We start from the raw sequence: 23,222 nt of genomic DNA on the forward strand, positions 1-23,222 counted from the left end.
AAACCGGAAGAGTGAGAAATGCAAGCCATAACGTGCGTTCTCAGAAGAGAATCTGCGGCCCGTTGGGGTGGTGAGGATAGTCCCGAGCGGCATAATCGGCGCGGTCGGAATTATGAATTTGGTATCTTCCCCAAAATAAAGCGCTTGATTTCATTCACCAATTCGTCATATTTTTTAGATAGCCTTAATTTCGTTTTCCCTCCTTGTCTTTCCACAGTCGGGAATTGAGAATGCGATCCATTTTTTTTGCCAGTGCCATCTCCTTTATCTGGTCTAGTGCCGCCTTCGGAGGGGATAATCAGAAAATCGATATTCCGGAACCCCCCCCGGCTGTGCGTAAACTCAAAGCGGAAAGCCTCGAAGATCTGCGAGAAATCTCCAAGCAAACCAAGCTGGTCGTCGACAAAGTCGCTCCGACCGTCGTGGGGATCTTCAACGCGGGTTCCGCTGGATCGGGTGTCATCGTCAGCAAAGATGGTATCGTTCTCACCGCCGGTCACGTCTCGGGCGAGCCCGGTAAGATGATGGAAGTCGTTCTCACGGATGGAAGACGATTAAAAGCGAAGTCCCTGGGTAGAAATACCCCTATCGATAGTGGTATGATTAAAATAACGACTGATGGGGAGTATCCCTTTGCCAAGCTGGCGAAGCAATCCGATATGAAGGAAGGGGATTGGGTGATCGCCCTCGGCCACCCCGGCGGATTCAAGGAAGGTCGTTCGCCAGTCGTTCGTGTGGGTAAGCTGTCCTCGATCATTTCGGATCGCGACGGAAGCATTACCGCCTTGCGTACCGATTGCACTTTGGTCGGCGGAGATTCAGGAGGTCCTCTATTCGATATGCAGGGTCGGGTGATCGGCATTCATAGTCGAATCAATCAGGAAATCACGACCAATATCCATGTCCCGATCGGAACCTATCGCGAAACGTGGGCTAGACTTCTCAAAGGCGCTGATATCGGACAGGTCTGGTTCGGAGTGAGCCAGGCGGATGATTCCAGCGATTGTAAACTCGGTCGAATTACCGAGAAGTCCCCCGCGGAGAAGGCGGGGTTGAAAGAGGGGGATGTGATCCTGAAATTCGATAATCAACTCGTCAGCACGTACAAGGAAATGCGCAACATTTTGAATGAAAAAGATGCCGGTGATGAAGTTGAAGTCGAGATTCGGCGGGGCGACAAGACTATGACTTTAAAGGTCACTCTGGCAAAAAAAACCGATAAGGAGCGTCGCTAGCAGGCTGAAATTCCTCTCCGTTTTCTCCGCTACAGTCAAATAGTCGCCCAAATCAGATTCACAATTCATTAGAGCGAGTTAGCCAATGAAATTCGGATTAAATATCAAATCTCTGGGGGCCGCGGTCCTGATTATGGGCTTACAGCCCACTGTGGCCCATGCACAAGGGCTTCAAGGCTCCACCAAACTTTCCAGCGTCAACGTCGATCTGGTCTCGAGCGTCCTGACGAAAGTCAAGAAATCAGTCGTTAAGGTCAAATCCAACGATGAGTTCACCTGCATGGGAACCGTCATTGAGTCGGATGGCTACATCCTGACTAAAGCCAGCGAACTCCGCGGGGACAAGATCTCCTGCGAGCTTCCGGATGGTCGAGTTCCAACGGCGAAAATTGTTGCCAAGAATGAAGTCTTCGACCTGGCTTTGCTGAAAATCGATGTCGATGACTTAATTCCGGTCGAATGGACGCTCAGCAATAGTGCCGGGTTGGGCAGCTGGGTGGCTTCAGTGGGGCCGGATAAGAAGGCGGCAGCCGTCGGCGTTGTCAGCGTGGCCGCTCGAGATATCAAACTGACCGATCTCGATCAGGTCCCCGCCGTACGGGCCGCGGGCGGATATATGGGAATTTTACCGGCGGAGAATCCGGAGGGTCCGGGTGTTCTCGTTCAGAGCTACGGGAACGAAAAGAATGGTCCGGCTGAGAAAGCCGGTCTGAAAATCGACGATGTGATCGTAGCCATCAACGGGAAGCCGGTGACAAAAGTTCTCGAGTTTCGCGAGACGGTGGCTAATTACAACCCGAATGATGTCATCACTTTGAAAGTCAAACGCAGTTCCGAAGAACTAGATATTCAGGTGAAGCTGGGCAAGCGGCCTCCTATCGCGGATCGGAGCGATTTCCAGAATCGAATGGGTTCGACGCTCAGCGATCGACGAACCGGGTTCCCGAATATCCTTCAGCACGACTCCGTCATCAAGCCGAGCGACTGTGGTGCTCCATTGGTCGATCTCGACGGTCACGTCCTCGGTATTAACATCGCGCGCGCCGGACGTACAGAAAGCTACGCGATCCCTTCGGAAACCTTGCTTCCGCTCTTACCCGGTCTGCTGGCGGGCAAAACGGTGACCCGGCAGCTCAGCATTTTCGCGGTGCTTCCTTCAGAGGCAGATCTGCGCAAGCAAATCAAAGAAAGCGAAGACAATCTTCGGGAATTGCAGAGAAGTTTGGCGATCAAGCGTCAGGCGCTGGCTCAAATCGAACGCGACAAATCCGACTTGAAGAAGCGCATGGAAGAAGCCAAACGAGTCAAGGCGATGGAAAAGCTCGAGGAGATTCCCAAGCCCAGCGAGGTCAAAACACCTGCTGAGAAGAAGCCCGAAGAGAAGAAAAAGTAGTTGACGTCTGAAGTTGTGGATGGAAATTCCCCTCCGTAAGCTCTCCAACGGATGCTTACGGAGGGTCAGGTTCAGCTCTCTTCGTACTGGGCCACGCGATTGGCGAGATCTTCGCTATCGAGCCCTTCATCTTCACCTAGACAAAACTGCATCAGGTAAGCGTCTTCGCCCGAATCTTCGTAGTAATTCCTCAGCAAACGAACGGCTTTGAAACTCATATCCCGGTAGAAAACCTGAGCCAGGATATTCGTCTCCCGTACCGCCAGCGTGATCTTAGTTCGGCGGTGGCTCGAAAGCTTCCCGACGAGTTTAGCGATCATCTGACGGCCGATGCCCAACCGGCGAAATTCCGGATGCACCGCGAAATTCAGAATGTGCAGTTTGTTCTTATGCAGTTCGTAGATCATGAATCCCACAACCCGTTCGCCCTGCTCGGCGACCATGCCGATACAGTTGCGTTGACGCAGGCAGCGGAGAAACTCTTCTTCGGTCCAGGCATAATCGAAACTATTCTGTTCCGTCTGTAAAACCTCGGGCATATCCCGCCGGATCATCCAGCGAATATGCACGCGAAGCTGTTCCTTTTGCAACCGACCCGTGCTCATGAAGGATCCCTCCCCCTCGTCTCCCGACCTCGCGAACAGTGCCGCTCGGTCGAACGCCCTTCCTGTACTGGTTCGGTTCGTCTGCTTCATCCGGTATCGCTCGCTTCCTTGTTTATGGGAAAGACCTGGTTGTCTTTCCCGCCCTGGATCGAGGGGCCGCTTCCGGCGTCGGTCCACAAGGTCGGCGAATAATACCAGTGAAAGCGCATTATCTCAAGATCATTCCCATGGACTTTGGGATACGAACCGAACTCGCTCCTGATTTTTAAAGCGGCAAGAGCCACCGCTAGCCCCAGCGATCTTAAGGTTGGTAGAAACTCGTGCTTTCTTCCTTCACGACCGGTTGTTTAATCTGGTCGCAGGACACGAGTGCTTTGAATCGCTGATCCCCCGGTTTGCCACCGGTCACTTTAACGCGGATTACCTGTTCTCCCTTCATCCCCAATTTTGACAGAGGATCGAAGTTCAACGTGGTACCCTGCAGCTTGTAAGGAACCGGGGAGGTTACTCCCGTAACCGTCAACCCATCGGAGAGAATCGCCTGTAACCGGATATTGGTGCAGGCGCAAGTTCCCTTGTTTACCAATTTCACTTCGTAAACCGTCTCTTTCCCCAATTCCACCGGGTCCGCCGAGCCGTTGACCTCGAATTGCAGGGCCGGAACCCCTTCGACGGCGACAATTCCTTCCACCCGGCTCTCGATCTTCGAGCCCGCTTGAGCAATCGCTCGGACGGCCAGATTTCCTGCCGCATTCGCCCGGGCCTTGATGCTGATCACTTTTTTGCCACCCGCGGGCTGGGAAGGCAGGCTCCAGGTGACCGTCTTGTTCACCGGATCGTAGACACCGCTGTCCGAAGCCGAGATGAACTCGAGACCTTCCGGAAATGCCGCGGCCATCTGCACCGGGGGTGTCGGCGAACTGCCATTGGAATGCAATTCCAGTTTGAAAACTGGTTCCGCCCGCACCATGCAGCGCTGCGGATGGTTCAATTTCAGTTGAATGTTCGGCTGCAGGATCTGCACGTTAACCGTGCTGACCATTTTCTCCGCACCGAAAGTGCTGGCGACGATATTGCAAGTCTGCTGACCAGCCTGGATCGCCTGCGTTCGCAATTTTACGCTCTTGGTTTCGCCCGGTTGTAACGTGGCGAATTCCGCTTGCACCTTGGTCAGCGAAGTCTGCTGAAGCTGCGGATGCGACAGTCCCTTGCTGGGTTCCGCTTCGAGAAGCAATTTTTGGGCCGCACCATTACCGGTATTGGTCACTTTGATGTCGAAAACAACCTCGTCGCCGAGACTGACCGCTTCCGCTGCCACGACGTCCAATTGCAGCTTCGGTCGGGAAATCTGAACCTGCATAGAAGTTTGAGAGGAGAAGGTCACAGTCGGTTTCGAGTGAAACTCGGCTTCCGTGCCAGGCTTCACCGAAACGCGAATCCGCTTCTCGCCGTTGGCTTCCAGACTTCCCAGAGACCATTGCAGGCGATCTCCCAGCACTTCGGCGGGCGGATCGCTGCTCAAGTATTTCGCACTGCTAGGAATCTCATCGTCGACGCGAATCTGCTGGACGAAAGTCGGTCCGACGTTTCGAATCACCAGCTCGTAAGTCAGGTTCTGACCCAGAGCCACCATTCCCGGAGCAATCGCTTCGATGGAAACTGCGGGAACCGATTTGACGGCCGCTGCAGCGCCGCCGGTTTTTTTGTTATCTTCAAGCGAATGTTTCTTCGGCTCGGCCGCGGGCTCCATTTTGGGAAGATCCAGCGGCTTCGGAGCCTCGATTTTCTTGGGTTCCGGAATGGCCGGTTCGGTTTTCTTCTCCGGTGTCGCGGTTTTGGCCGGTTCTTTCAGATCCTTGAGATCTTTGATTTCTTTTAGTTGCTCTTTCACCGGTGGTAAGGCCGGGAGGTCCATCTTGGGAATATCGAGCGCGGGCATTTCCAGTTTGGCGGGAATTTCAGGCAATTTCGCGGCAGGCTCCGATTTGACAGGAGCTTCCGCAGCGGGTGGCATGGTTAAATCGGGAGCCTTCAACGGTGGCAGAACCGGATCCTTCGGTGAATCGCCAGGCAAGGTGAGCTTGGGCAATTCCGGTGACTGGCCGAAAGAAGTGCCGAGAACGACGCCCCCTGCAATAGTGGCTACTAATAAGCCCGCGTAGACTTTTCGCACGGCTTCCCCCCTCAGTTCGCAATGTCGCAGGCCCCGGCCTGCGAGTCTTCCAAATGGCTTCAGGGGTGGGGCGACGTTATCCCCCCGGAAGTCCTCTGATCTTGCGATCAGAAAACCGCCGCCCCAACCCCTTACAACCTGCCTGCCTTCGCATCGAATTCGGTATATCCCCACCGCTTAGGCGGGTGGAGGATATTTGACTTCGTTCTTGATCATCTTCTGTCGCAGTGCTTCGCTCAGGTCAATCCCCGTGTGATTGCTCAAATGCATCAGGAGTGTGGTCACATCCGCCAGCTCGTCCGCGATCGCTTCCCGTTGAACGGGATCGTTGACGATCTCCCGCGATTCCTCGCAGGTCAGCCAGCGAAACGGTTCCAGCAACTCGCCGACTTCAGAAGCCAGGGCCATCGCCAGATTTTTGGGCGAATGGTATGGTTCCCACTTTCGGACGGCTGCAAATTGCCGGACTACCGCCTTCAAATCGTCGATGGTGGTCGTTGCATCCGGCATCACAAGTTCGCTTCAGAGGACCGGCGGGAATCGATCAGCTGCCCCCCACAGGCCCTGATGGTTTCACGCAAGTGAGGCGGAAATACCACAATCGTTAGTCCTGTCAAGCACTAAAATAGTCTGAGTAATATTGGGAAGATTGAAAAAATTTCCTTAAAGTTGAAGGCGAAATGCAACCACAAATAGTCTTGAATGCCGTGGGTTTGACCGCCCGTTTGCTGCCGATGGCACCCCGCTTTCAAAAGCTCGCACAAGAGACCGGCCTGATCCGAATGAAGGACGTTCTCCCGTCGGTAACTTGCACTGCTCAGGCCACACTTCTTACGGGACTTTCGCCGCAGGAGCACGGCATCGTCGGTAATGGTTGGCTGTTTCGCGACACGAATGAAGTGCGTTTCTGGCAACAGTCCAACAAGTTGATTCAAGGGGAACCGCTGTATGTCACTTTGAAGAAAACCTATCCCAATTTTCGATCTGCCAAGTTGTTCTGGTGGTTCAACCAGGGGGCGACCGTCGACTATTCGGTAACGCCGAAGCCTCACTACGGTATCGACGGCGGTAAGGTCTTCGGCATCACGGGAAACCCGGCCGGACTGAGCGAAGCGATGGAAAAAGATCTGGGCCCTTTTCCCTTTCACACTTTCTGGGGGCCCAAGGCCGGATTGCCCTGCACGGAGTGGATTGCCCGCTGCGGCGCGTGGACCGTTCAGAAACATAAGCCTGATCTGACACTGATCTATCTGCCGCATCTTGATTACGATCCGCAGCGCTTTGGCCCCTCCGGCTGCAACCTGGCTCAGTGCGTTAAAGAATTGGACGATGCCTGCGCACCAATTTTCGATGAAGCCAAAAAGCTCGGCGCCCGAATTCTCGTCGTGAGCGAATATGGCCACTGCGACGTGAATCAGCCGATTCTGATTAATCAGTGGCTGCGAAAAGAAGGCTATCTCCAGGTGCGTAACGGCCCCTACGGCGAACAACTCGATACGTTTGGTAGCCGGGCGTTCGCTGTTTGCGATCATCAGCTGGCTCATGTTTACGTGAACGATTTGGCTTTGATTCCTAAACTCACGGAACAGCTTCAACAGCTGCCCGGGGTAGAACAGGTCTACTCTGGCGAAGAGCGTGAACATATTCAGTTGAATCATCCCCGCTCTGGGGAGATCGTGCTGATTTCCCGGCCCAAGGCCTGGTTTGCTTATCCCTTCTGGCTGGAAGATAAGAACGCCCCGGATTATGCCCGCTGCGTGGCCATCCATCACAAGCCGGGATACGACCCGGCGGAACTCTTCCTAGACCCGGCCATTCGCTTCCCTATCGCGAAAATCGGTGCCAAGCTGATTCGCAAGAAGTTGGGATTCCGAATGAAAATGGATGTGGTTCCGCTCGATCCGAACATTGTAAAAGGCAGTCATGGTCGGATCGCGGATCATCCTGACGACGGCCCGCTACTGATTGGCTGTGGACATTCGGAAGAAGTGCTGCCGATGACCAGCTTCAAGCAAAAGTTTCTGGAGGGTGTCTCTTAAGCGAAAGGGGATAAGCTTGCACAAATATTCAGAATATCGTTTGAGCGATCGTTCGATCGTTCGATGTATACACCTATTCTCAGAACTACTCCCTTGCCAGAAACAGCTTCCCCTTTATATTATCTTTTACCGATTTTAGAGAGCTATTGGCCTTCGATTGGAAGATCAGTCATGGGAATGGAATGTGCAGTGACCGGCAAAAAGCCGGCCTTTGGCAATCAGAAGACCTATCGCGGTAAGGCGAAGTACCTGGGTGGCGTTGGTCGAAAGATCACCGGAACCAGCGGCCGCAAGTTCAAGCCGAACCTGCAGAAGGTCAAGGTTGTCATTAACGGCAAGGTGAAGACCGTTCGCGTGGCCGTCAGCGCCCTGCGGAGCGGATTGGTTCACAAGCCGATCAAGCGTAAGTTGTTCTCTACGCCACAACTCTAATTGGCTGGGACCCGGTCGGTAAAAAGCCGATGGGGTTCGCCAAGTCTCAGGAGCTCGAGCCGAATGGACCTAAACGAAGTCCGCAAGGTCGCCAGGCTTGCGCGCCTGGAACTTTCGGATGCCGATCTGAACCGGATGGCCCAGCAACTCTCCAATATCCTGGCCTACGTCGATCAACTCAAAGAACTGAATACCGACGGCATCGAGCCGCTGGCACATCCCTTACCCGTGCAAAACGTGTTTCGTGAAGATGTTCCCGGGGAGAGCCTGCCCGTCGATCTTGCTCTGGCTAATGCCCCCAATCGCGTGGGGAATTTCTTCGGCGTGCCCAGTGTTCTCGATCCCGCCGATGAACCTTCTCACTAATTTTTTCGTCGGTTAGCTTTCAGCATCCTGCTAACCTGGAAAACTCAAATACTTAATATCGGTCTGCTGAGCTGAAGGCGGGCCGCTGAAAGCTGATCGCTTCCATGAGCTTGATCGAAAAGACAGCCGTTGAACTCCTTCAGATGCAAAGCCGGGGTGAAACCACCTCCGAAGCGATCACCACGGCCTTTCTGAATACCATTCAGCAAGTCGATTCGAAAATCAAAGCTTTCATGACGGTTGAGGCCGACAAGGCCCTCGAACAAGCCCGGGCGGTCGACGCTAAGCGGAAGAGCGGCGCTCCTCTGGGAGCTTTCGCCGGTGTGCCGATCGCCATCAAAGACGTGCTTTGTACCAAAGGCACCCGCACCTCCTGCTCCAGCAAGATTCTGGAAAACTTTGTGCCGCCGTACGACGCCACTGTCGTTACTCGGCTACGCGAAGCCGACGCCGTGATCATTGGTAAGACCAACATGGACGAATTCGCCATGGGGTCTTCCACCGAGAACAGCGCCTACTTTACAACGCGTAACCCCTGGGATCTGGATCGCATACCCGGCGGCTCCTCCGGTGGTTCCGCCGCTTGCGTGGCGGCCTGCGAAGTTCCTGTCTCGCTCGGAACCGATACCGGTGGCTCGATCCGGCAACCGGCGGCCCTGTGCGGCATTGTCGGCATCAAACCGACCTATGGACGGGTGAGTCGTTACGGATTGATCGCGTTCGCCAGTTCGCTCGATCAGGTCGGGCCGTTCACTCATGACCTGATGGATAATGCTCTACTGATGGAAATTATTTCCGGGCGCGATCCCAAAGATTCCACCAGCATCGACACCCCCGTTCCCAAATACACGCAATCGCTCAACACCCCGATCAAGGATCTGACTATCGGCGTTCCGAAGGAATTCTTCGGGGAAGGGCTCGATAGCGAAGTGGAAGCGAGCGTCAAAGCCGCGCTTAAGGAATACGAAAAGCAGGGGGCCAAGCTGAAGGAAGTGAGCCTGCCGCACAGCAAATACGCGGTGGCCGTGTACTATCTGGTGGCCACGGCGGAAGCCTCATCTAACCTGGCTCGTTTTGAAGGAATGCATTACGGCTATCGCACGCCGACCAAGGGTGATCTGGTCAGCACTTACTCGAAGACTCGAGGCGAGGGATTCGGCAAGGAAGTGCAACGTCGGATCATGCTGGGAACCTATGCCCTCTCGGCGGAAGCCCGTTCCGATTACTACTTGAAAGCTTTAAAGGTTCGCCGGCTTATCAAGAACGATTTCGATGTGGCCTTCAAGGAATGCGATGTCGTGATTGGTCCGACTTCGCCCTGTGCCGCGTTCAAGATGGGGGAAAAGACTGAGAACCCGCTGGCGATGTATCTGAACGATATTTACACGATCAGTTGCAACTTGGCCGGGATAGCCGGGATCAGCATTCCCTGCGGCTTTACCAAAAACAAGCTGCCGATTGGTTTGCAGATTCTGGCCGGTCCATTCGAAGAAGAGAAGATGTTCCGCGTTGCCCGCATGTATGAAGCCGCCACCGATTGGCACTTGAAGCGGGCGAAGGTGTAAGTTCCGAATTACCGGCGCCAAGCTAGAGTAATCGTTCTTTTTTCGCCATGATGAACCCCCCGGCGGCAGTGGCAAATGCCGGGATCAGATTCAAAAACGCCCCATACGACAGAGACATTTTTGAGCCGCCCGACCCCAGTATATCCATGAGTCCTCCACCTGCCGAAGGCGGAGAGAAGAGAATCCAAATGGCAGTGAACGCCGTTAAGACACCGTTTAAAAGTGCGATCCAGACCCAGCCGAGCGTATAACTTTTTCGGGGCGAGTGAAAATAGAACGCAAAAAAGATCGACATGACATAGGCCAACACGCAACCAATCCCCCGCGGGTCCTCTATCACTTTAACCTTCGAAGCTTGATTTGTACCCAGCGATCCGAGCATCCCGGTCAGATCCAGGTTAATATCTGGCATGTTGAGGTTCATCGAAGACAAATTGCCCCCGGTGGATCCGTTCGGTTTAGCCATCGGCAGAAAGCCGATAAGTACACCGATCAACCCGCCGAACAGGAGCAGCTTGCCGCTGTTGCCGAGTCGGGCCATCAGAGGTCGATCGTCGATGGGTGTCGTATTTTCAGTCATGGAACGATCAGACTTTCAATTATTGTTGAGGTCTTCTTTGAATGCGATTCTAAACAAAATTGCAGAAAAAGTCGCACAAAATCAAAAGTTCATTTTTTGTCTCGACACAAACGGACCGAAGCTGTCGGGGGTTAGAAGTCGGATTCGGAAGTCTCGCTTGACTCAGAACTTATCATTCAGAGGGGAGAGAGGTTTTTTTTAAATTGCCTACAGGTGATTGCGCTCTAATCAAACAGTAGTCAAATTCCTTACATTGGAGTCGACATCATGCGAGCGCGATGGTTGGGTGCTTTCACATTGCTGAGCCTGTTCAGTGCAGGTTTGCTCTTTGGCTGGGCCGAGCGTCATTCCGTAGCCCAGGATAAAAATGGACCGAATGAAAAAGAAGTTCGGCAGGCCGTCGTCGACCTCGTCAACGCTTTCAACGAAGGCGATGCCAAGAAGGTCGCTGCGTCGTTTGCTGTGAATGCCGAGTATATCGACGACGACACGACCCGGATCGAAGGGCGTGCAGAGATCGAGAAGATGTACAAAAAGTTCTTCGACGAAAATAAAGGCGCGAAAGTTCAAATAACTCTTCAAGGCGTGCGCAAGATCACCGATACTGTAGCGCTCGAAGATGGCGAGGCAGTAGTCACGGTGGTCGACAAAGCCACACAGTCTACTCAAGGGTTCGCGTTAGTGATGTCCAAATTCGATGGCAAATGGTTGATTGCCAGCTTCCGCGAATTTCCTCAGACCCAGAATCCCGTACCGCCCTCGGAGCGATTAGCCAGCCTGGACTGGTTACTGGGAGACTGGATCGATGAGGGAGCCGATTCCGTGGTTACCTTCAGCACCAAATGGTCCAAGGATAAGAACTATCTGCTTCGCGATTATACTGTGAAGTACAAGGGCAAGGAATCTCTGACCGGCTGGCAGCGCATAGGTGTCGATCCCCTGACGGGTCAAATCAAAGGATGGAGCTTTGATTCCGACAGCGGCAACGGCGAGACTATCTGGACCAAACATGGCGACGAATGGATCGTTAAAGCCACCGGCGTGACCTCCGACGGAGATTATGCCTCGGCGACTCACTTGATCAAAATCATCAATAAAGATCGCGTCCAATGGAAAGTGATGCATCGGATTGTGGGTGATCAACTGGAGCCCGATAGCGAAATGTATCTGGTTCGCAAACCGGCAATCAAATAACCCCACGGAACAATCACGATGAAAAAGACCATCCTGACTATCCCGCTGATCTTCGGTTTCGGCTGGTTTACTGGATACTATATTCCCGAACCAGAACTCTTAGCCCAGCGCGGTGTCAATCGTCCGGCCGGGCATCCCACGGCCCGACCAGCTCCTACACAGGCTCCGAGGCCTAACACGCCGACGTTTAGTCGGCCGCAGGTTCAGCAACCGCGCCCGCTACCCGCGGTGCAACCTTCCCAGCCAATCGGGGTGAAACCGGCCCTTCCTACCACACGGCCGAGTAATCCCAATCCCAACCCTGGCAATATCGCCCGTCCGAACATCCCCAATACAGGGAATGCCAACCGGCCGACGACTTTACCCGGAGTGGGTAGCGGCGCCAGTCGACCAAATGTGACCAATCCGATTGCCAAACCCACTCCTTTACCCGGTAACACCGTCAACGGGAATAATGTGGGAATCAATCGTCCCGGCGGCAACGGGAATGGCAGTGGAAATGGGAATAACGTCGGGATCAATCGGCCCGGCGGGGGCAACAATAACAACAGCGGCAATACCAACATTGGCGTCAACCGGCCCGGGAATACCAACAATACGACGGTGATTGGCAATAAGCCGAACATCAACGTTAATAAGCCCAACGTAAATGTGAACAAGCCCAACATCGGTTCGGGGAACACGAATATCGGTTCTGGAAATGTGACCAACAACATTACCAATATTCGACCGCAGATCAATACTCGGCCGGGTATCCTGCCCAACGGCAATCACAATACGATCATCAACAACACCACGATTGTCAACAACAACAATCGTGTCAATAACATTCACGTCAATAACTTCAACAACGTTAACCGGCCCGGTTATGGTTACGGGGCCGTCAGTCGTCCCTGGGTCTCGAATCAACTGGGTTACTATCACAACAACTGGAACGCGGGCTTTATCGGTTGGAATAACAATTACCACCCCTGGTACCACGGCTACTGGAACGGCTACTGGAACCACAACTGGGGCTTCAACACCGGGGTAGCCGTAGGCATCAGTCTCTGGTCTTTGAATAGTATCGGCTACCAGTTCGGCTACTACCACTATTACAACCCCTTCTATGTTCCTCCGACGGTTGTGGTGCAGCCGGTCTATCTGAACTACGCTCAGCCGATCGTTCCGATCACTCAAACATATTTGGAGAATCAAGCGCCGCCTCCGATGCCGCAAGCGGCGTCTGCTTACATGGACCAAGCTCAGAAAGCGTTCAAATCAGCAGACTACAACACCGCCTTGAAAGAAGTCGACGAAGCCCTCAAGCTTGTACCTAACGATACGACCATGCACGAGTTTCGGGCACAGGTCTTGTTCGCACTTGGGCAGTATCAGAACTCCGCCGCTGTAGTGCATAATTTGTTATCCAGTACACCGGGTTGGGACTACACGACTCTGCAGAGTCTCTATCCCAACAACGATGCTTTCCTTCAGCAACTTCAGTCTTTGAAGATCGCCTGGAGCGCGAAACCGGACGATCCCGCTTTAAACTTCCTGCTAGCCTACCAGTACATGACCACGGGCGATGCGGACAAAGCCCGGGAGCATCTCGAACGCGCAGCCAAGAAACTGCCCAGCGATAATGTCACGAATCAGCTTCTGAAAACTGTCCAGTCGAGTGCGCCGCCGACGCCCGCGCCGAACGGAACGAATCCGACGACCCCGCCAGCGACTACTCCCACGATCCCACCCGTGGAGCCACCAATTCCCAAGAAGGAAGAGCCGGCAAAACCGGCCATCAACCTCGACATGAAGGGCAACTGGTCGGCGAAAGGTCCGGATGGCAATCAGATCGGGTTGAGTATTTCCGAGGATGGGAAATTCAACTGGACCGTCGACTCCAAAGGGAAAAAGGATAGCTTCGATGGCACCTTCACCCTGGATGGCGATGTGCTGATGCTGGAACGAAAAGAAGGGGGAGCTCTGATGGGTAAGACGACTCCTCTGGCGGACAACAAGTTCAAATTTAAAGCCGTCGGTTCGCCCGATAGCGATCCCGGTTTGATTTTTGAGAAGTAACCCTTTCCCTGCTATCGGGGAAGGACCAACTTGGATTAACGCGAACGGGGGAATCTTTCCCCCGTTTTTTGTTGACATCTCCCAGCCCAAGGTTCATCCTGATGTTAGCTCCCCGAACTCAATTTCAGGATTTACTTTTCATGCTGAAAGCTTTTCTCTCCTCGGCCCTCCTGGCCGCTTTTATCGGTTTCCCGGTTTGCGCCGAAGATAAATCGCAAGTGGATCCGTACGATCAATCCCACGTCGAATTGGAGAAAGGGCCTCCGGCCGATTTCAAAGGAAAAACCATTCTTCTGGTCGCGGGAAGTGCTTCGCACGGTCCGGCCGAACATGAATTTTTTGCGGGCACGGCCATCCTGATGGATTTGCTTAAACAGAATCCAGGCGTCTGGCCTGTCATGGCCCGCGACGGCTGGCCCAAGAACGAAAAGCTGATCGAAAAGGCCGACTGCCTGATGTTCTACATGGATGGCCGTGGTGGCCATCCGGTCGTTCAGAAGAATCATATGGAGCTTCTTCAGAAACAGATTGATCGTGGGGCAGGCTGGGTCAATTTGCACTATGCCGTCGATTATCTCCCCGTGCACGGCAAGCAAATCCTCGGCTGGATGGGCGGCTATTACGATGCGGAGATTTCCATCAATCCGCATTGGGATGCCGACATTCGCAGTCTGCCCAACCATCCGATCACGCGCGGCGTCAAGCCGTTCAAGTTGCGGGATGAATGGTATTACAACATGAAATTCATAGATGAAATGAAGAACGTCACCCCGATACTGGTGGCCATCCCACCGGATAACACCCGGGGAACCAAAGATGCCAAAGCGCACCCCGGCCGTCCGGAAATCATGGCCTGGGCTTACGAACGCAAAGACGGCGGCCGTGGCTTCGGCTTCACCGGCGGCCACTTTCATCGCAACTGGGCCGATGAAAATTTTCGCCGATTGGTCGTGAATGCCATTCTCTGGGCGGCCAAAGTGGAAGTGCCTGAGGCCGGTGCCAAAGTCGATTTCAATCCCGAGTCCCTGAACAAAAATCTGGACCGCAAAGGTAAAGGCGAATTCAAACCGATTCTGCCGCCTAAGTAAGCCGTTTGCTGTCCGAAATATCGCACGGTTTTAACGACTATAGCGGAAATAACAAAGTCTTGTGGGATCTGACGCTAAAACGAGTACCCGGAAAATCAATCTGCCAGCAAACCAATTGGCTTTCGGGTAGGTTATTAGAGAGGAGTTCCCTCCCTTTTTCCGTGGTCTTGGAAGGACCGAGCTATGTTTAACTTCTTCCGTCTTGGGGTTCTTCCCGCCGTGGTCGGACTGGCTGTTTCCGCCGGTGGGACTGTCGCTCAACAGCCATTCGATGGCGAGAACAAAGCCAAGGCGATGGAATCTCTGATCTATCAGAAGGCCGAGTCCGATATTCTCAAAACCATTGAGGAATCGAACCAGCTGAAAGAGAGATCGGAAGCCAGGGCGACTCAACTGCTGCGCAATAAGATTTCGGCCATCAAGGACGAGCCCAGTCTGGGCGCAAAAGATCGTGCGAAATTGATCGCCAAACTCGAAACGCAAATTCGCGTTATCGAGAATAAGGATCCTGCCAAAAATCTGGTCAATAGCGAAGAGCTGACCAATCGGAAGTTGAAAGAAGAAGAACGGGCCAAAGCTATTCTCGCGGAAATTAAGGATGTTCGACGGGAACTGGATACCATCAAAGCTCTGTTCGATTCGCAGAAGTTCGATCAGGCTCGGAAGCAGGCCGATGCCCTTCTGAAAAAGTTTCCCGATAATCCTTCCTCCATTGCTTTGAGCAACACGACCCTGAATGCCGATGCGATCAATGAAGCCCGAATAGTTTCCGGTCAGATGCGCGAAGGATATCGCCTCGCCATGCTAGCGGTGGACAAGTCGGCCACCATGCCCAAGGACGACATAACATTCGATGTGAAATACACTCGCGAAGTGGTCTCCAAACGAAACAAACCGACCCTGACTCAAAGAGAAGTCAAAATTCTCAAATCTCTGGAAATCGAGTCGAGTTTTGAATTCAAAGATGAGCCCCTGGAAAAAGTTCTGAATGATCTTTCCAAGCAGATGAATACTTCGATCATTTTGGACGAAGTGGCCAAGCAGGAATTGAAAATCGATTCCAATACTTTTGTGAATGCCAGTCTGAAGAATGTCACTACCCGATCCGCACTACGCAAGATTCTCGCGGACAAGGGATTGGCGTTCGTGATGAAGAACGAATCGATTTACGTCACCACGAATGAAAAAGCCAAGGACATGCTGGTCAGCCGCGTTTATTACGTCGGCGATCTGGTTTCCGGACTCGGGCCATTCAATGCCATCCGGGCGGGTAACCTGGCCGATGTTCGCCAGACTCAGGAAATGGTCGATCAGTTGATGCGAGCGATCCTTTCCGTAGATCCGAATAGTTGGGAACGCAACAACAACGGCGGCCACGGCACGGTAACATTCCACTGGCCCAGTTTGTCGTTTGTGGTTCGTCAATCGGCTGAAGTGCACGCCAAGCTGAGCGGCAGTTTCGGCTCGGGCATCAAGTAAACCTGGCCATTAAGTAATCTCCTCGCCGTCGAGCCAGTTGGGACCGACGGCGATTTCCACATCGAGCGGCACCGCCAACTCCATCGCTCCACTCATCTCCTCCCGTACCATCGTCGCGAGCTTTTGCACTTCCGACGGCGGCGCTTCGAAAACCAGTTCGTCGTGAACGGTCAGAAGCATCTTCGACTGCCAACCGCTTAAAAGCTTTTTGTGAATTCGCAACATCGCCAGCTTGATGAGATCGGCCGCACTGCCTTGAATCTCCATGTTGATCGCTTCCCGCTCCGCGGTGTTGCGGCCCTGATAGCTGGTCTTCTCGCGAATCGTCGATTTCTCGAAGAATCGCTTGCGGCCGAGTATGGTGCTGACGTAGCCATTCTTCCGACACTTCTTCAGCAGTATGTCCTGATAGCTAAGCACCTGGGGATAGCGGGCAAAGTAAGCCTGGATGAATGCCTCCGCTTCCGTACGGCTGATATTCAGTCGTTGAGCCAATCCGTGGGCGGACATTCCATAGATCACTCCGAAGTTGACCGTCTTGGCCATGCGGCGCTGATCGCCGCTGACGTCCTTCACATCCACGTGAGCGATCTGGGCCGCCACCATCGTGTGAATATCCTTTTTCTGTCGGAAGGCTTCTTGCAGAGCTTCGTCGCCGCAGAAGTGAGCCAATAAACGCAATTCAATCTGGGAGTAGTCTGCCGTTAGTAATTGCCAGCCTTCGCGGGGAATGAACGCCTGGCGAATTTGTTTGCCCAGATCGGTGCGGGCGGGAATATTTTGCAGGTTGGGATTCGACGAAGAAAGCCGCCCCGTTGCTGCGACGGTCTGATTGAAGCTGGTGTGCACGCGGCCGGTTTTGGGATTTACCAGATCGGGCAGGGCATCGACATAAGTTCCCTTCAACTTGGAAATCTGCCGATGCTCCGTAATCATCTTGGGAATTTCATGACCGAGGGCGGCTAGCTTTTCGAGTGTCTCCTGATCGGTACTGGCCTCGCCAGTGAGATCGGTTCGCTTTTGCACGGGAAGTTTTAATTCTTCGAAGAGGATCTCCCGCAATTGCTTCGGGGAGGCGATGTTGAACTCCCGACCGGCAGCGGCGTGAATCTGCTTTTCGATGCGGGCGAGATCGTTGGCCATCTCGATACTCATCTTCTTCAGGAGTTCGACATCAACTCGAATTCCCTCGTGCTCCATGTCCCCGAGAACTTCGATGAGGGGGATCTCTACATCGGAATAAAGAGATTTCAGTTTTTCCCGGTCGAGATCTTTCTCCAGTCGCTCGGTCAGTCGCCAGGCGGCATCGGCATCCTCGGCAGCATACTGCGCGACCTTGGCCGTCGGTACTTGATCCATTCGAAGCTGGTTTTTGCCTTTGCCAATTAACTCCGTGATGCTGATGTTCTCATGTCCCAGATAGATGCGGGTCAATTCGTCCAGTCCGTGGCTGCGCTCCCCCGAATGAAGCAGATAATGAGCGATCATCGAGTCCCCCGCCACACCGGATACTTCGAAATGATGCGCTTTCAGCACGGCCCGATCGAACTTGATGTTCTGATTGAGCTTCTGAATCGCAGGATTCGCGAAGATCGGCTGAAGCTTTTCGAGAACTGTTCTTTCGTCAAGTTTCTTGTCGCTTTCCGGGCCACGCAGCGGCAGATAATATCCTTCATCGACCTGCCAGCTGAAGGCCAAGCCGACGATTTCACATATTAATGGGTCGAGACCCGTCGTTTCCAGATCGAAGGCGAATCTCTTCTGCTCCGATAAATCCTTGAAAAAGGCTTCAAAACTACCTTCATCATCCACCAGCGTATAGGCCATCTTCCAACCGGCCTGCGGGGGTGTTTCAGGCAGCGGCGCGAATTCCGGATCGGTGAAATCGGAAAAGAGGTTCTTCTCTTCTCCGATATCGCGAAGTAGGGCATCGTTTTTCTTTTTGCCGTCGATCTTGAGCATCGAGCGAACCTGCTCGGAGAAGCGCCGGAAGCCGAATTCGGTAAATAACTGGAGGAGTTGCGGGCCATTCCATTCTCGGCGTTTCCATTCTTCCCAGTGAATTTCGAGAGGAATATCGCAGCGCAGTTCGACGAGTTTGCGAGCCCGTTCCAGCGTGCCATCGGCAATAGCCTTCTTGAAGTTCTCCCGCATCTTCGGTTGCTTGATCTGATCCACGTGAGCGATGATATTGTCGAGCGTACCATACTCGAGCAATAGTTTGGCGGCGGTCTTGGCTCCGACACCGGTGACTCCGGGCACATTATCCACGCTGTCGCCCACCATGGACTGGTAATCGACCACCTGTTCGGGAGCCACTCCCCAATCCTCGATCAGCTGTTCGCGAGACATGACTTCGCGCTTGCGCAGGTTGTAGAGCCGGATGTTATCGGCGATCAATTGCCGGCAGTCTTTATCGGAGGTGCAAATGGTCACTTCGATATCGCGTTCGGCCGCCGCGCAGGCCACGGTGGCCATGACGTCATCTGCTTCGAAAGTGGGCAGCGAAAGTACGGGTAGATTCATCGCCCGCAGCACGTCCTGAATCATGGGAATCTGCGGCGTCAGATCCTCGGGCTGCGGCGGTCGGTTCTTCTTGTACTCGGGATAGATTTCATCTCGGAAAGTCGGGCCGGGAAGATCGAAGCAGCAGAGCAGATAGTCGGGCCGAACATCCTCGTGAAGATAAATCAGATCGCGGGTTACGCCAAACACAGCGTTGGTGGGACGGCCGTCCGGAGACGTCATGGCGTCGCGAATGGCATGGAACATCTGATAAATCAGACCATGGGCGTCGATGATATACATCGTCTGACGAGAAGACATGGATACAGTCCGTGGAGCGGAGAAATCAGCGGAGAAAAAACCCGCCTAAGAGGGACCATTCTACTCAATCGAGCGAGTAGTGGTTATTTAGAAAGGACAATTTTCAAAAAGTGAAATGCCCAACAAAATGCCGAGTGGTTCAGAGAATGACCACCCGGCCGTACTTACTATTTGGTGAAGGAGAAAATGGTCGACGGATCGTCTTTATAAAGCTGATTCCGCAAGGTAACTGGTTTGCGATTGGCCGCCCAATCGGTGAGCGGTCCCACTTCGACGCGGGCATCGACTCCGCTGACTTCCATAAGTTCTCCAATCGCTTTCATTCGGTCGGCCAGATCGCGAAGGTATTCCGGTTTGCGATCGTTCTTGATGTATTTGCCAACTCGCCCGTTAATCTTCCAGCCATCCGCTGCCTGGATCAGACGGCCGCCAAGCATCTTCCAGTGAATAGATGGCATCAGGGAAGCTTTATTGGCGGACTGTTCCCCCTGGGCCGTAATGAGATCGAGCAAAGTCTGGTTCACGCCATAAGCCAGCACATCGAGATTGATCTGCGGATCGATCTGTTGAGAGCAGAGTCCAAACATGGCTTCCACTCGCTCTTTCAGGGAGGGCGGCGGCTGAACCAGGGGATCGGCAATCATCACCCGGAACAGGGTCAATGCCGGGCGGGCTTTAGCTTCCTCGCGGACGTAAATTCCCGTAACCGGAACGGCTCCCAGGGCTTCGATGGCATTTCGGCGGATGTACTGCACCACATCGAGCGATTCATTGGTCCATTGATTTTTGCTCTTATTGAGAATCACATTCTCAAGGGCTTGTGTGACCTGGGTCAACGTCGCGATGTCTTCGGGTTTAGCCAAAGTGTTTGGGCGAGCACCGATCAGAGGTTTTTCGCGATCGGTATCTTCCGGATCCTTTTGAGCCAACAGATTACGAATACCCTGGAAAGCGTAGTTCTTGAATGCATTGCTATACAGTTTCTCGTTCACGATTCCCAGGAGAGTCTTGATCTGGGCGGGGTTGGGGCCCTTGGCGATTTCAGCCATGAACCGAACGGCGTTGAGCTGAACCAGGGGACGAGGATCTTTTTCCAGAACGAACTTCAACTCGACATCCATCGCCTTGGAAACTTCGGCTAGATAAATGGCCTGTTCGAGTTTGATAAGCCCGGTAGACGGGAGAGGATAGTGCGAGTTTCGGAAAGCATCGATAATTGAGCTAGCAGTTTCCGAGTTTTGAGTACGTTGCTTCCCATCCGGTCCCACGGCTGACCCGTCTGCCGGAAAATGGGCTAATTTGTAAGCATAGGATTTCGCAAGAACCTGGCAGGCCGCCTTGGTTTCCGGCCCAGGCTTAATTTTCCCGTTGCGCAGTTCGCTCAGTATTCCGTTATCCTTGAAGCCAATGAACGGAGGATTCGGCACAGTAGTGGCTTGTTGAGCAGCCGTGGTGCCAAGCATGATGAGCAGACTGGCGAAACCGATTGCCGTTAAAAGCCGCAATCCTGCCGTTGGACGCCGCATGATGTTTTCCTTACTTGAAATGACGCTACTAGATAATCAACTCTTCAGACAATCGATTCGTTTGTACCGACGGACAGGCCGGTTAAGAGAGCGAATTTCGCCCCTCGAAATTTACTTTTATGAACAGTAACAAGTCTTTGAAGGTGATTCAAGATAACGGCGGGAAGAATTAGAATTCATCTTCAACAAAGCGCGTTATTTGCTGAAAGATGCCTACGACACGCAAGGTATTGGAAATAACCCACATTTTAAGGACCCGATTAAGCCATTAAAAATAAATTAAAATTTATTGAATACGGGAATTTCCTGACAGATTGCACGATGAAAATTCATTAGATTTTTATTTAGGTACTCCTAAGACTCGCAATTTAGGACGTAGGCACGGATAGTGCTTAATTGATTTTTTCATGGATTCGACGGTTCGAGGCTCTGAGTATTTGGCTTAAAGTAGCACGGACTCGCTTAAGAGGATTTTACCCTAAATGAGCGTTACTCAATTGCTATTGGCCGATAGTCGCACGTTGTTGCGCGAGGCCCTCAAGTGCGCTATCACTCGAACTTCGACCATCGAAGTTGTCGGGGAAGCCTGTCACTTCAACGACCTTTCCAAGCATAAACGGGCTCCAGATGTGATCAGTTTGAGTCGGGGATTTCCACCCGAAGGGGGAGTCTCTTCAATTCCGGAAATCAAAAAAATCTGGCCTACCACGAAAATCCTGATTTTGACGGATCCTGACGATCTCTCCATCTGCCGATCAGCGCATCTGGCCGGTTGCCACGGTATGGTGCTGCTCGATTGCAACCTGGCTGAATTTGCAACCGCAGTTCAGTCCTTGCACCAGGGAAAAAATTATATTCCCACGCGTCTGCAAGAGATGATGGAACGGCCCATCAAACCTCGCAAAGCCGATCGCACCCCCATGCAGTCGCTGAGCAATCGCGAACGCCAAGTTCTCATCTGTCTCTCCCGGGGTATGAGCTACAAACAAATTGCCGAGAAGCTATTCCTCGGCGTTAAGTCGATCGAAACCTATCGGGCCCGACTGTTCAGCAAATTGAACTTCGACAGCAAGGCTGATCTGATGCGCTTCGCCATCGACAATGGCTTGATGAATCCCGCGCTGGAAGTCTAACTCCAGTCTAACTCAACCAGTTCCATTGACAGCCAGGACAGCCGCTACGGATCTGTTCTGGCTTTTTTCATTTCTCCTTTGCGACCGTTCCCCAATTCGGTTGCTCTTGTCGAGTTTCGTCCCTTCGTGCTAGATTCACAGCTTATTCTACTTGGGAATGAGCATGGAAGCTTTTCGCATGAATGCGGCTTTGGGCAAGGAAAGTCTGGCCTGGTTGACAAATCCCCGCGTTTTTCGCTGGTTGTTACTGGCCATTCTGGTCGCCCTGAGCGTGCAGTACACATTGAAGGTGATGGAACCGAGCCGACTGGGTACCTACACCAAAGGGGCTTTTAACCGCTGGGTTGATCAGATTCGGCTAGGCGTGGAAGGCGGCGAGGACATCTACGCCAAATTCAACTACCCCAACCCACCCATCATGGCTCTGATTCTCTGGCCCATCACGGAACTGGAAGCTCAGATTCCCGTGGCCGGCGCGTTGACCTGGTTCTACCTCAAAGTCGCCATGGTGTTCTGGTGTCTGACCGCCGTGTTTCGCCAGGTTTCTTCGCCGAACTTTCCCATTCCCGCCTGGGCTTGTGCCCTCGCCACGCTTCTCAGCATTCGTCCGATTCTGGGAGACCTCTCTCACGGCAACATCAACATCTTCATTCTCTTCCTGGTCGTGGCGGGGCTGGTCGCTTTCAGTCGGGGTAGAGATTTTCTGGCGGGGCTTTTCATCGCGCTGGCGGTGACTTGCAAAGTCACACCCGCTTTGTTTCTGGTTTACTTTGCCTGGAAGGGAGCTTGGCGAACGCTTCTCGGGGCGACCGTCGGATTAATTTTATTTTTCTTAATCATTCCAGGGGCCATTCTCGGCTGGAGCGAGAACATTCGCAATCTCGGTAGCTGGTTCGACGGCATGATCAAGCCGTATCTCACCGGCGCCTTCGTGACTTCCGAACTGAGCAACCAGTCTTTACCCGGAGTCATCTACCGGCTGCTCACTCACAGTCCCTCCACGGTTATCTTCCCGGATAATGTTTATACACCGGACAAGTTTTACAACTTCACCGATATCGGAGCCCAGAACGCACAGTATCTGATCAAAGGGATCATGGGCCTTTTTGCCCTGCTCGTCGTCTGGTTCTGTCGCAGCCCGATTAAGACCAATCGCCAGTCGCATCTGCTCTGGCCGGAGTTCGCACTCATTGCCATCGGCATGCTCGTCTTCAGCGAACGAACCTGGAAACATCACTGCGTCACTCTGCTGCTACCGAATTCGGTGCTCTGTTATGCACTTGCAAAACCAGAACTGACCCGTCGTCGGAAAAAGAACATTGCCTATTGCTTGGTGGCATCGCAACTTTTCATGTTCAGTACCTCCACGGGCGTATTCCCCGATTCCTATGGGAAAATGGCCCAGGTCTACGGAGCCTACGTCGGCTCCTTCTTCTGTCTGATCGCCGGGCTGGTTGTGGTGCGCTATCCGATCCGCACCGCTGCCGTGCAACAGTCCCCCCAACCTTTACCTCGAGCCGCTTGATA

General features: G+C 53.2%; 18 protein-coding genes. 12 read left to right on the top strand and 6 right to left on the bottom strand.

Annotated elements, in window-relative coordinates:
- The first annotated feature begins 230 nt into the window (after window positions 1-230).
- Window positions 231-1,235: a S1C family serine protease gene (locus tag KIH39_RS23715; RefSeq protein ID WP_213496112.1), complete on the top strand. Its 1,005-nt coding sequence runs from the start codon at window positions 231-233 to the stop codon at window positions 1,233-1,235.
- 85 nt (window positions 1,236-1,320) lie between these two features.
- The gene (locus KIH39_RS23720) at window positions 1,321-2,628 is read left to right on the top strand and encodes a S1C family serine protease (RefSeq protein WP_213496121.1); all 1,308 of its coding nucleotides are present in this window, start codon (window positions 1,321-1,323) and stop codon (window positions 2,626-2,628) included.
- A gap of 71 nt (window positions 2,629-2,699) precedes the next feature.
- On the opposite strand, the gene rimI is transcribed toward KIH39_RS23720, so the two are convergent.
- From rimI to KIH39_RS23735, 3 genes are all read right to left on the bottom strand, one after another.
- Window positions 2,700-3,233 (bottom strand): ribosomal protein S18-alanine N-acetyltransferase, encoded by a 534-nt coding sequence (rimI, locus tag KIH39_RS23725; RefSeq protein ID WP_213496123.1) that lies wholly within the window; start codon window positions 3,231-3,233, stop codon window positions 2,700-2,702.
- Between the two features lie 301 nt (window positions 3,234-3,534).
- Window positions 3,535-5,406 (bottom strand): DUF11 domain-containing protein, encoded by a 1,872-nt coding sequence (locus KIH39_RS23730; protein WP_213496125.1) that lies wholly within the window; start codon window positions 5,404-5,406, stop codon window positions 3,535-3,537.
- 177 nt (window positions 5,407-5,583) lie between these two features.
- Window positions 5,584-5,916, bottom strand: a complete 333-nt coding sequence (locus tag KIH39_RS23735) for a MazG-like family protein (RefSeq protein ID WP_213496127.1) — start codon at window positions 5,914-5,916, stop codon at window positions 5,584-5,586.
- Window positions 5,917-6,086: 170 nt separating this feature from the next.
- Here KIH39_RS23735 and KIH39_RS23740 point away from each other — a divergent pair, with 170 nt between their 5' ends.
- The 4 genes from KIH39_RS23740 (at window position 6,087) to gatA (ending at window position 9,808) form a co-directional block, all read left to right on the top strand.
- Window positions 6,087-7,445, top strand: coding sequence for an alkaline phosphatase family protein (locus KIH39_RS23740; RefSeq protein ID WP_213496135.1), 1,359 nt, complete (start codon window positions 6,087-6,089; stop codon window positions 7,443-7,445).
- Window positions 7,446-7,616: 171 nt separating this feature from the next.
- A complete protein-coding gene (gene rpmB, locus KIH39_RS23745; RefSeq protein WP_213496137.1) occupies window positions 7,617-7,877 on the top strand; it encodes a 50S ribosomal protein L28 in 261 nt (86 codons plus the stop codon).
- Between the two features lie 63 nt (window positions 7,878-7,940).
- Complete coding sequence (gene gatC, locus KIH39_RS23750) at window positions 7,941-8,243, top strand: Asp-tRNA(Asn)/Glu-tRNA(Gln) amidotransferase subunit GatC (RefSeq protein ID WP_213496139.1); 303 nt, start codon at window positions 7,941-7,943, stop codon at window positions 8,241-8,243.
- Window positions 8,244-8,347: 104 nt separating this feature from the next.
- On the top strand, window positions 8,348-9,808 hold the full coding sequence (gene gatA, locus KIH39_RS23755) for an Asp-tRNA(Asn)/Glu-tRNA(Gln) amidotransferase subunit GatA (RefSeq protein WP_213496141.1): 1,461 nt from the start codon (window positions 8,348-8,350) through the stop codon (window positions 9,806-9,808).
- Between the two features lie 22 nt (window positions 9,809-9,830).
- Here gatA and KIH39_RS23760 read toward each other — a convergent pair whose 3' ends face one another.
- Window positions 9,831-10,388, bottom strand: a complete 558-nt coding sequence (locus tag KIH39_RS23760; RefSeq protein ID WP_213496143.1) for a hypothetical protein — start codon at window positions 10,386-10,388, stop codon at window positions 9,831-9,833.
- A gap of 267 nt (window positions 10,389-10,655) precedes the next feature.
- Between KIH39_RS23760 and KIH39_RS23765 the strand changes: the two genes are divergently transcribed.
- The 4 genes from KIH39_RS23765 to KIH39_RS23780 all read left to right on the top strand — a co-directional run bounded on the left by KIH39_RS23765 (window position 10,656) and on the right by KIH39_RS23780 (window position 16,210).
- Entirely contained in the window at window positions 10,656-11,582 is a 927-nt protein-coding gene (locus tag KIH39_RS23765) for an SgcJ/EcaC family oxidoreductase (protein ID WP_213496145.1), read from the top strand.
- An 18-nt stretch (window positions 11,583-11,600) separates the two neighbouring features.
- Window positions 11,601-13,643, top strand: a complete 2,043-nt coding sequence (locus tag KIH39_RS23770) for a tetratricopeptide repeat protein (RefSeq protein ID WP_213496147.1) — start codon at window positions 11,601-11,603, stop codon at window positions 13,641-13,643.
- Between the two features lie 140 nt (window positions 13,644-13,783).
- Complete coding sequence (locus KIH39_RS23775; RefSeq protein ID WP_213496149.1) at window positions 13,784-14,731, top strand: ThuA domain-containing protein; 948 nt, start codon at window positions 13,784-13,786, stop codon at window positions 14,729-14,731.
- Between the two features lie 183 nt (window positions 14,732-14,914).
- On the top strand, window positions 14,915-16,210 hold the full coding sequence (locus KIH39_RS23780) for a hypothetical protein (protein WP_213496151.1): 1,296 nt from the start codon (window positions 14,915-14,917) through the stop codon (window positions 16,208-16,210).
- A gap of 9 nt (window positions 16,211-16,219) precedes the next feature.
- Here KIH39_RS23780 and polA read toward each other — a convergent pair whose 3' ends face one another.
- Window positions 16,220-19,036: a DNA polymerase I gene (gene polA, locus KIH39_RS23785; protein ID WP_213496153.1), complete on the bottom strand. Its 2,817-nt coding sequence runs from the start codon at window positions 19,034-19,036 to the stop codon at window positions 16,220-16,222.
- A 167-nt stretch (window positions 19,037-19,203) separates the two neighbouring features.
- The gene (locus KIH39_RS23790; RefSeq protein WP_213496155.1) at window positions 19,204-20,562 is read right to left on the bottom strand and encodes a hypothetical protein; all 1,359 of its coding nucleotides are present in this window, start codon (window positions 20,560-20,562) and stop codon (window positions 19,204-19,206) included.
- Window positions 20,563-21,044: 482 nt separating this feature from the next.
- On the opposite strand from KIH39_RS23790, the gene KIH39_RS23795 reads away from it, so the two are divergent.
- Window positions 21,045-21,695: a LuxR C-terminal-related transcriptional regulator gene (locus tag KIH39_RS23795; protein WP_213496157.1), complete on the top strand. Its 651-nt coding sequence runs from the start codon at window positions 21,045-21,047 to the stop codon at window positions 21,693-21,695.
- A 163-nt stretch (window positions 21,696-21,858) separates the two neighbouring features.
- Window positions 21,859-23,220, top strand: coding sequence for a glycosyltransferase family 87 protein (locus KIH39_RS23800; protein ID WP_213496159.1), 1,362 nt, complete (start codon window positions 21,859-21,861; stop codon window positions 23,218-23,220).
- The last annotated feature ends 2 nt before the right edge of the window (window positions 23,221-23,222 follow it).

The organism is Telmatocola sphagniphila (assembly GCF_018398935.1).
In the GTDB taxonomy this organism is placed as follows: domain Bacteria; phylum Planctomycetota; class Planctomycetia; order Gemmatales; family Gemmataceae; genus Telmatocola; species Telmatocola sphagniphila.

Bases quoted from the DNA above. Each gene is read 5' to 3' on its own strand.
- KIH39_RS23715 (WP_213496112.1), top strand. From the start codon at position 231: ATGCGATCCATTTTTTTTGCCAGTGCCATCTCCTTTATCTGGTCTAGT.
- KIH39_RS23795 (WP_213496157.1), top strand. From the start codon at position 21,045: ATGAGCGTTACTCAATTGCTATTGGCCGATAGTCGCACGTTGTTGCGC.
- KIH39_RS23790 (WP_213496155.1), bottom strand. From the start codon at position 20,562: ATGCGGCGTCCAACGGCAGGATTGCGGCTTTTAACGGCAATCGGTTTC.
- KIH39_RS23740 (WP_213496135.1), top strand. From the start codon at position 6,087: ATGCAACCACAAATAGTCTTGAATGCCGTGGGTTTGACCGCCCGTTTG.
- KIH39_RS23780 (WP_213496151.1), top strand. From the start codon at position 14,915: ATGTTTAACTTCTTCCGTCTTGGGGTTCTTCCCGCCGTGGTCGGACTG.
- polA (WP_213496153.1), bottom strand. From the start codon at position 19,036: ATGTCTTCTCGTCAGACGATGTATATCATCGACGCCCATGGTCTGATT.
- KIH39_RS23765 (WP_213496145.1), top strand. From the start codon at position 10,656: ATGCGAGCGCGATGGTTGGGTGCTTTCACATTGCTGAGCCTGTTCAGT.
- gatC (WP_213496139.1), top strand. From the start codon at position 7,941: ATGGACCTAAACGAAGTCCGCAAGGTCGCCAGGCTTGCGCGCCTGGAA.
- gatA (WP_213496141.1), top strand. From the start codon at position 8,348: ATGAGCTTGATCGAAAAGACAGCCGTTGAACTCCTTCAGATGCAAAGC.
- KIH39_RS23770 (WP_213496147.1), top strand. From the start codon at position 11,601: ATGAAAAAGACCATCCTGACTATCCCGCTGATCTTCGGTTTCGGCTGG.
- KIH39_RS23720 (WP_213496121.1), top strand. From the start codon at position 1,321: ATGAAATTCGGATTAAATATCAAATCTCTGGGGGCCGCGGTCCTGATT.
- KIH39_RS23775 (WP_213496149.1), top strand. From the start codon at position 13,784: ATGCTGAAAGCTTTTCTCTCCTCGGCCCTCCTGGCCGCTTTTATCGGT.
- rimI (WP_213496123.1), bottom strand. From the start codon at position 3,233: ATGAGCACGGGTCGGTTGCAAAAGGAACAGCTTCGCGTGCATATTCGC.
- KIH39_RS23760 (WP_213496143.1), bottom strand. From the start codon at position 10,388: ATGACTGAAAATACGACACCCATCGACGATCGACCTCTGATGGCCCGA.
- KIH39_RS23800 (WP_213496159.1), top strand. From the start codon at position 21,859: ATGGAAGCTTTTCGCATGAATGCGGCTTTGGGCAAGGAAAGTCTGGCC.
- KIH39_RS23735 (WP_213496127.1), bottom strand. From the start codon at position 5,916: ATGCCGGATGCAACGACCACCATCGACGATTTGAAGGCGGTAGTCCGG.
- rpmB (WP_213496137.1), top strand. From the start codon at position 7,617: ATGGGAATGGAATGTGCAGTGACCGGCAAAAAGCCGGCCTTTGGCAAT.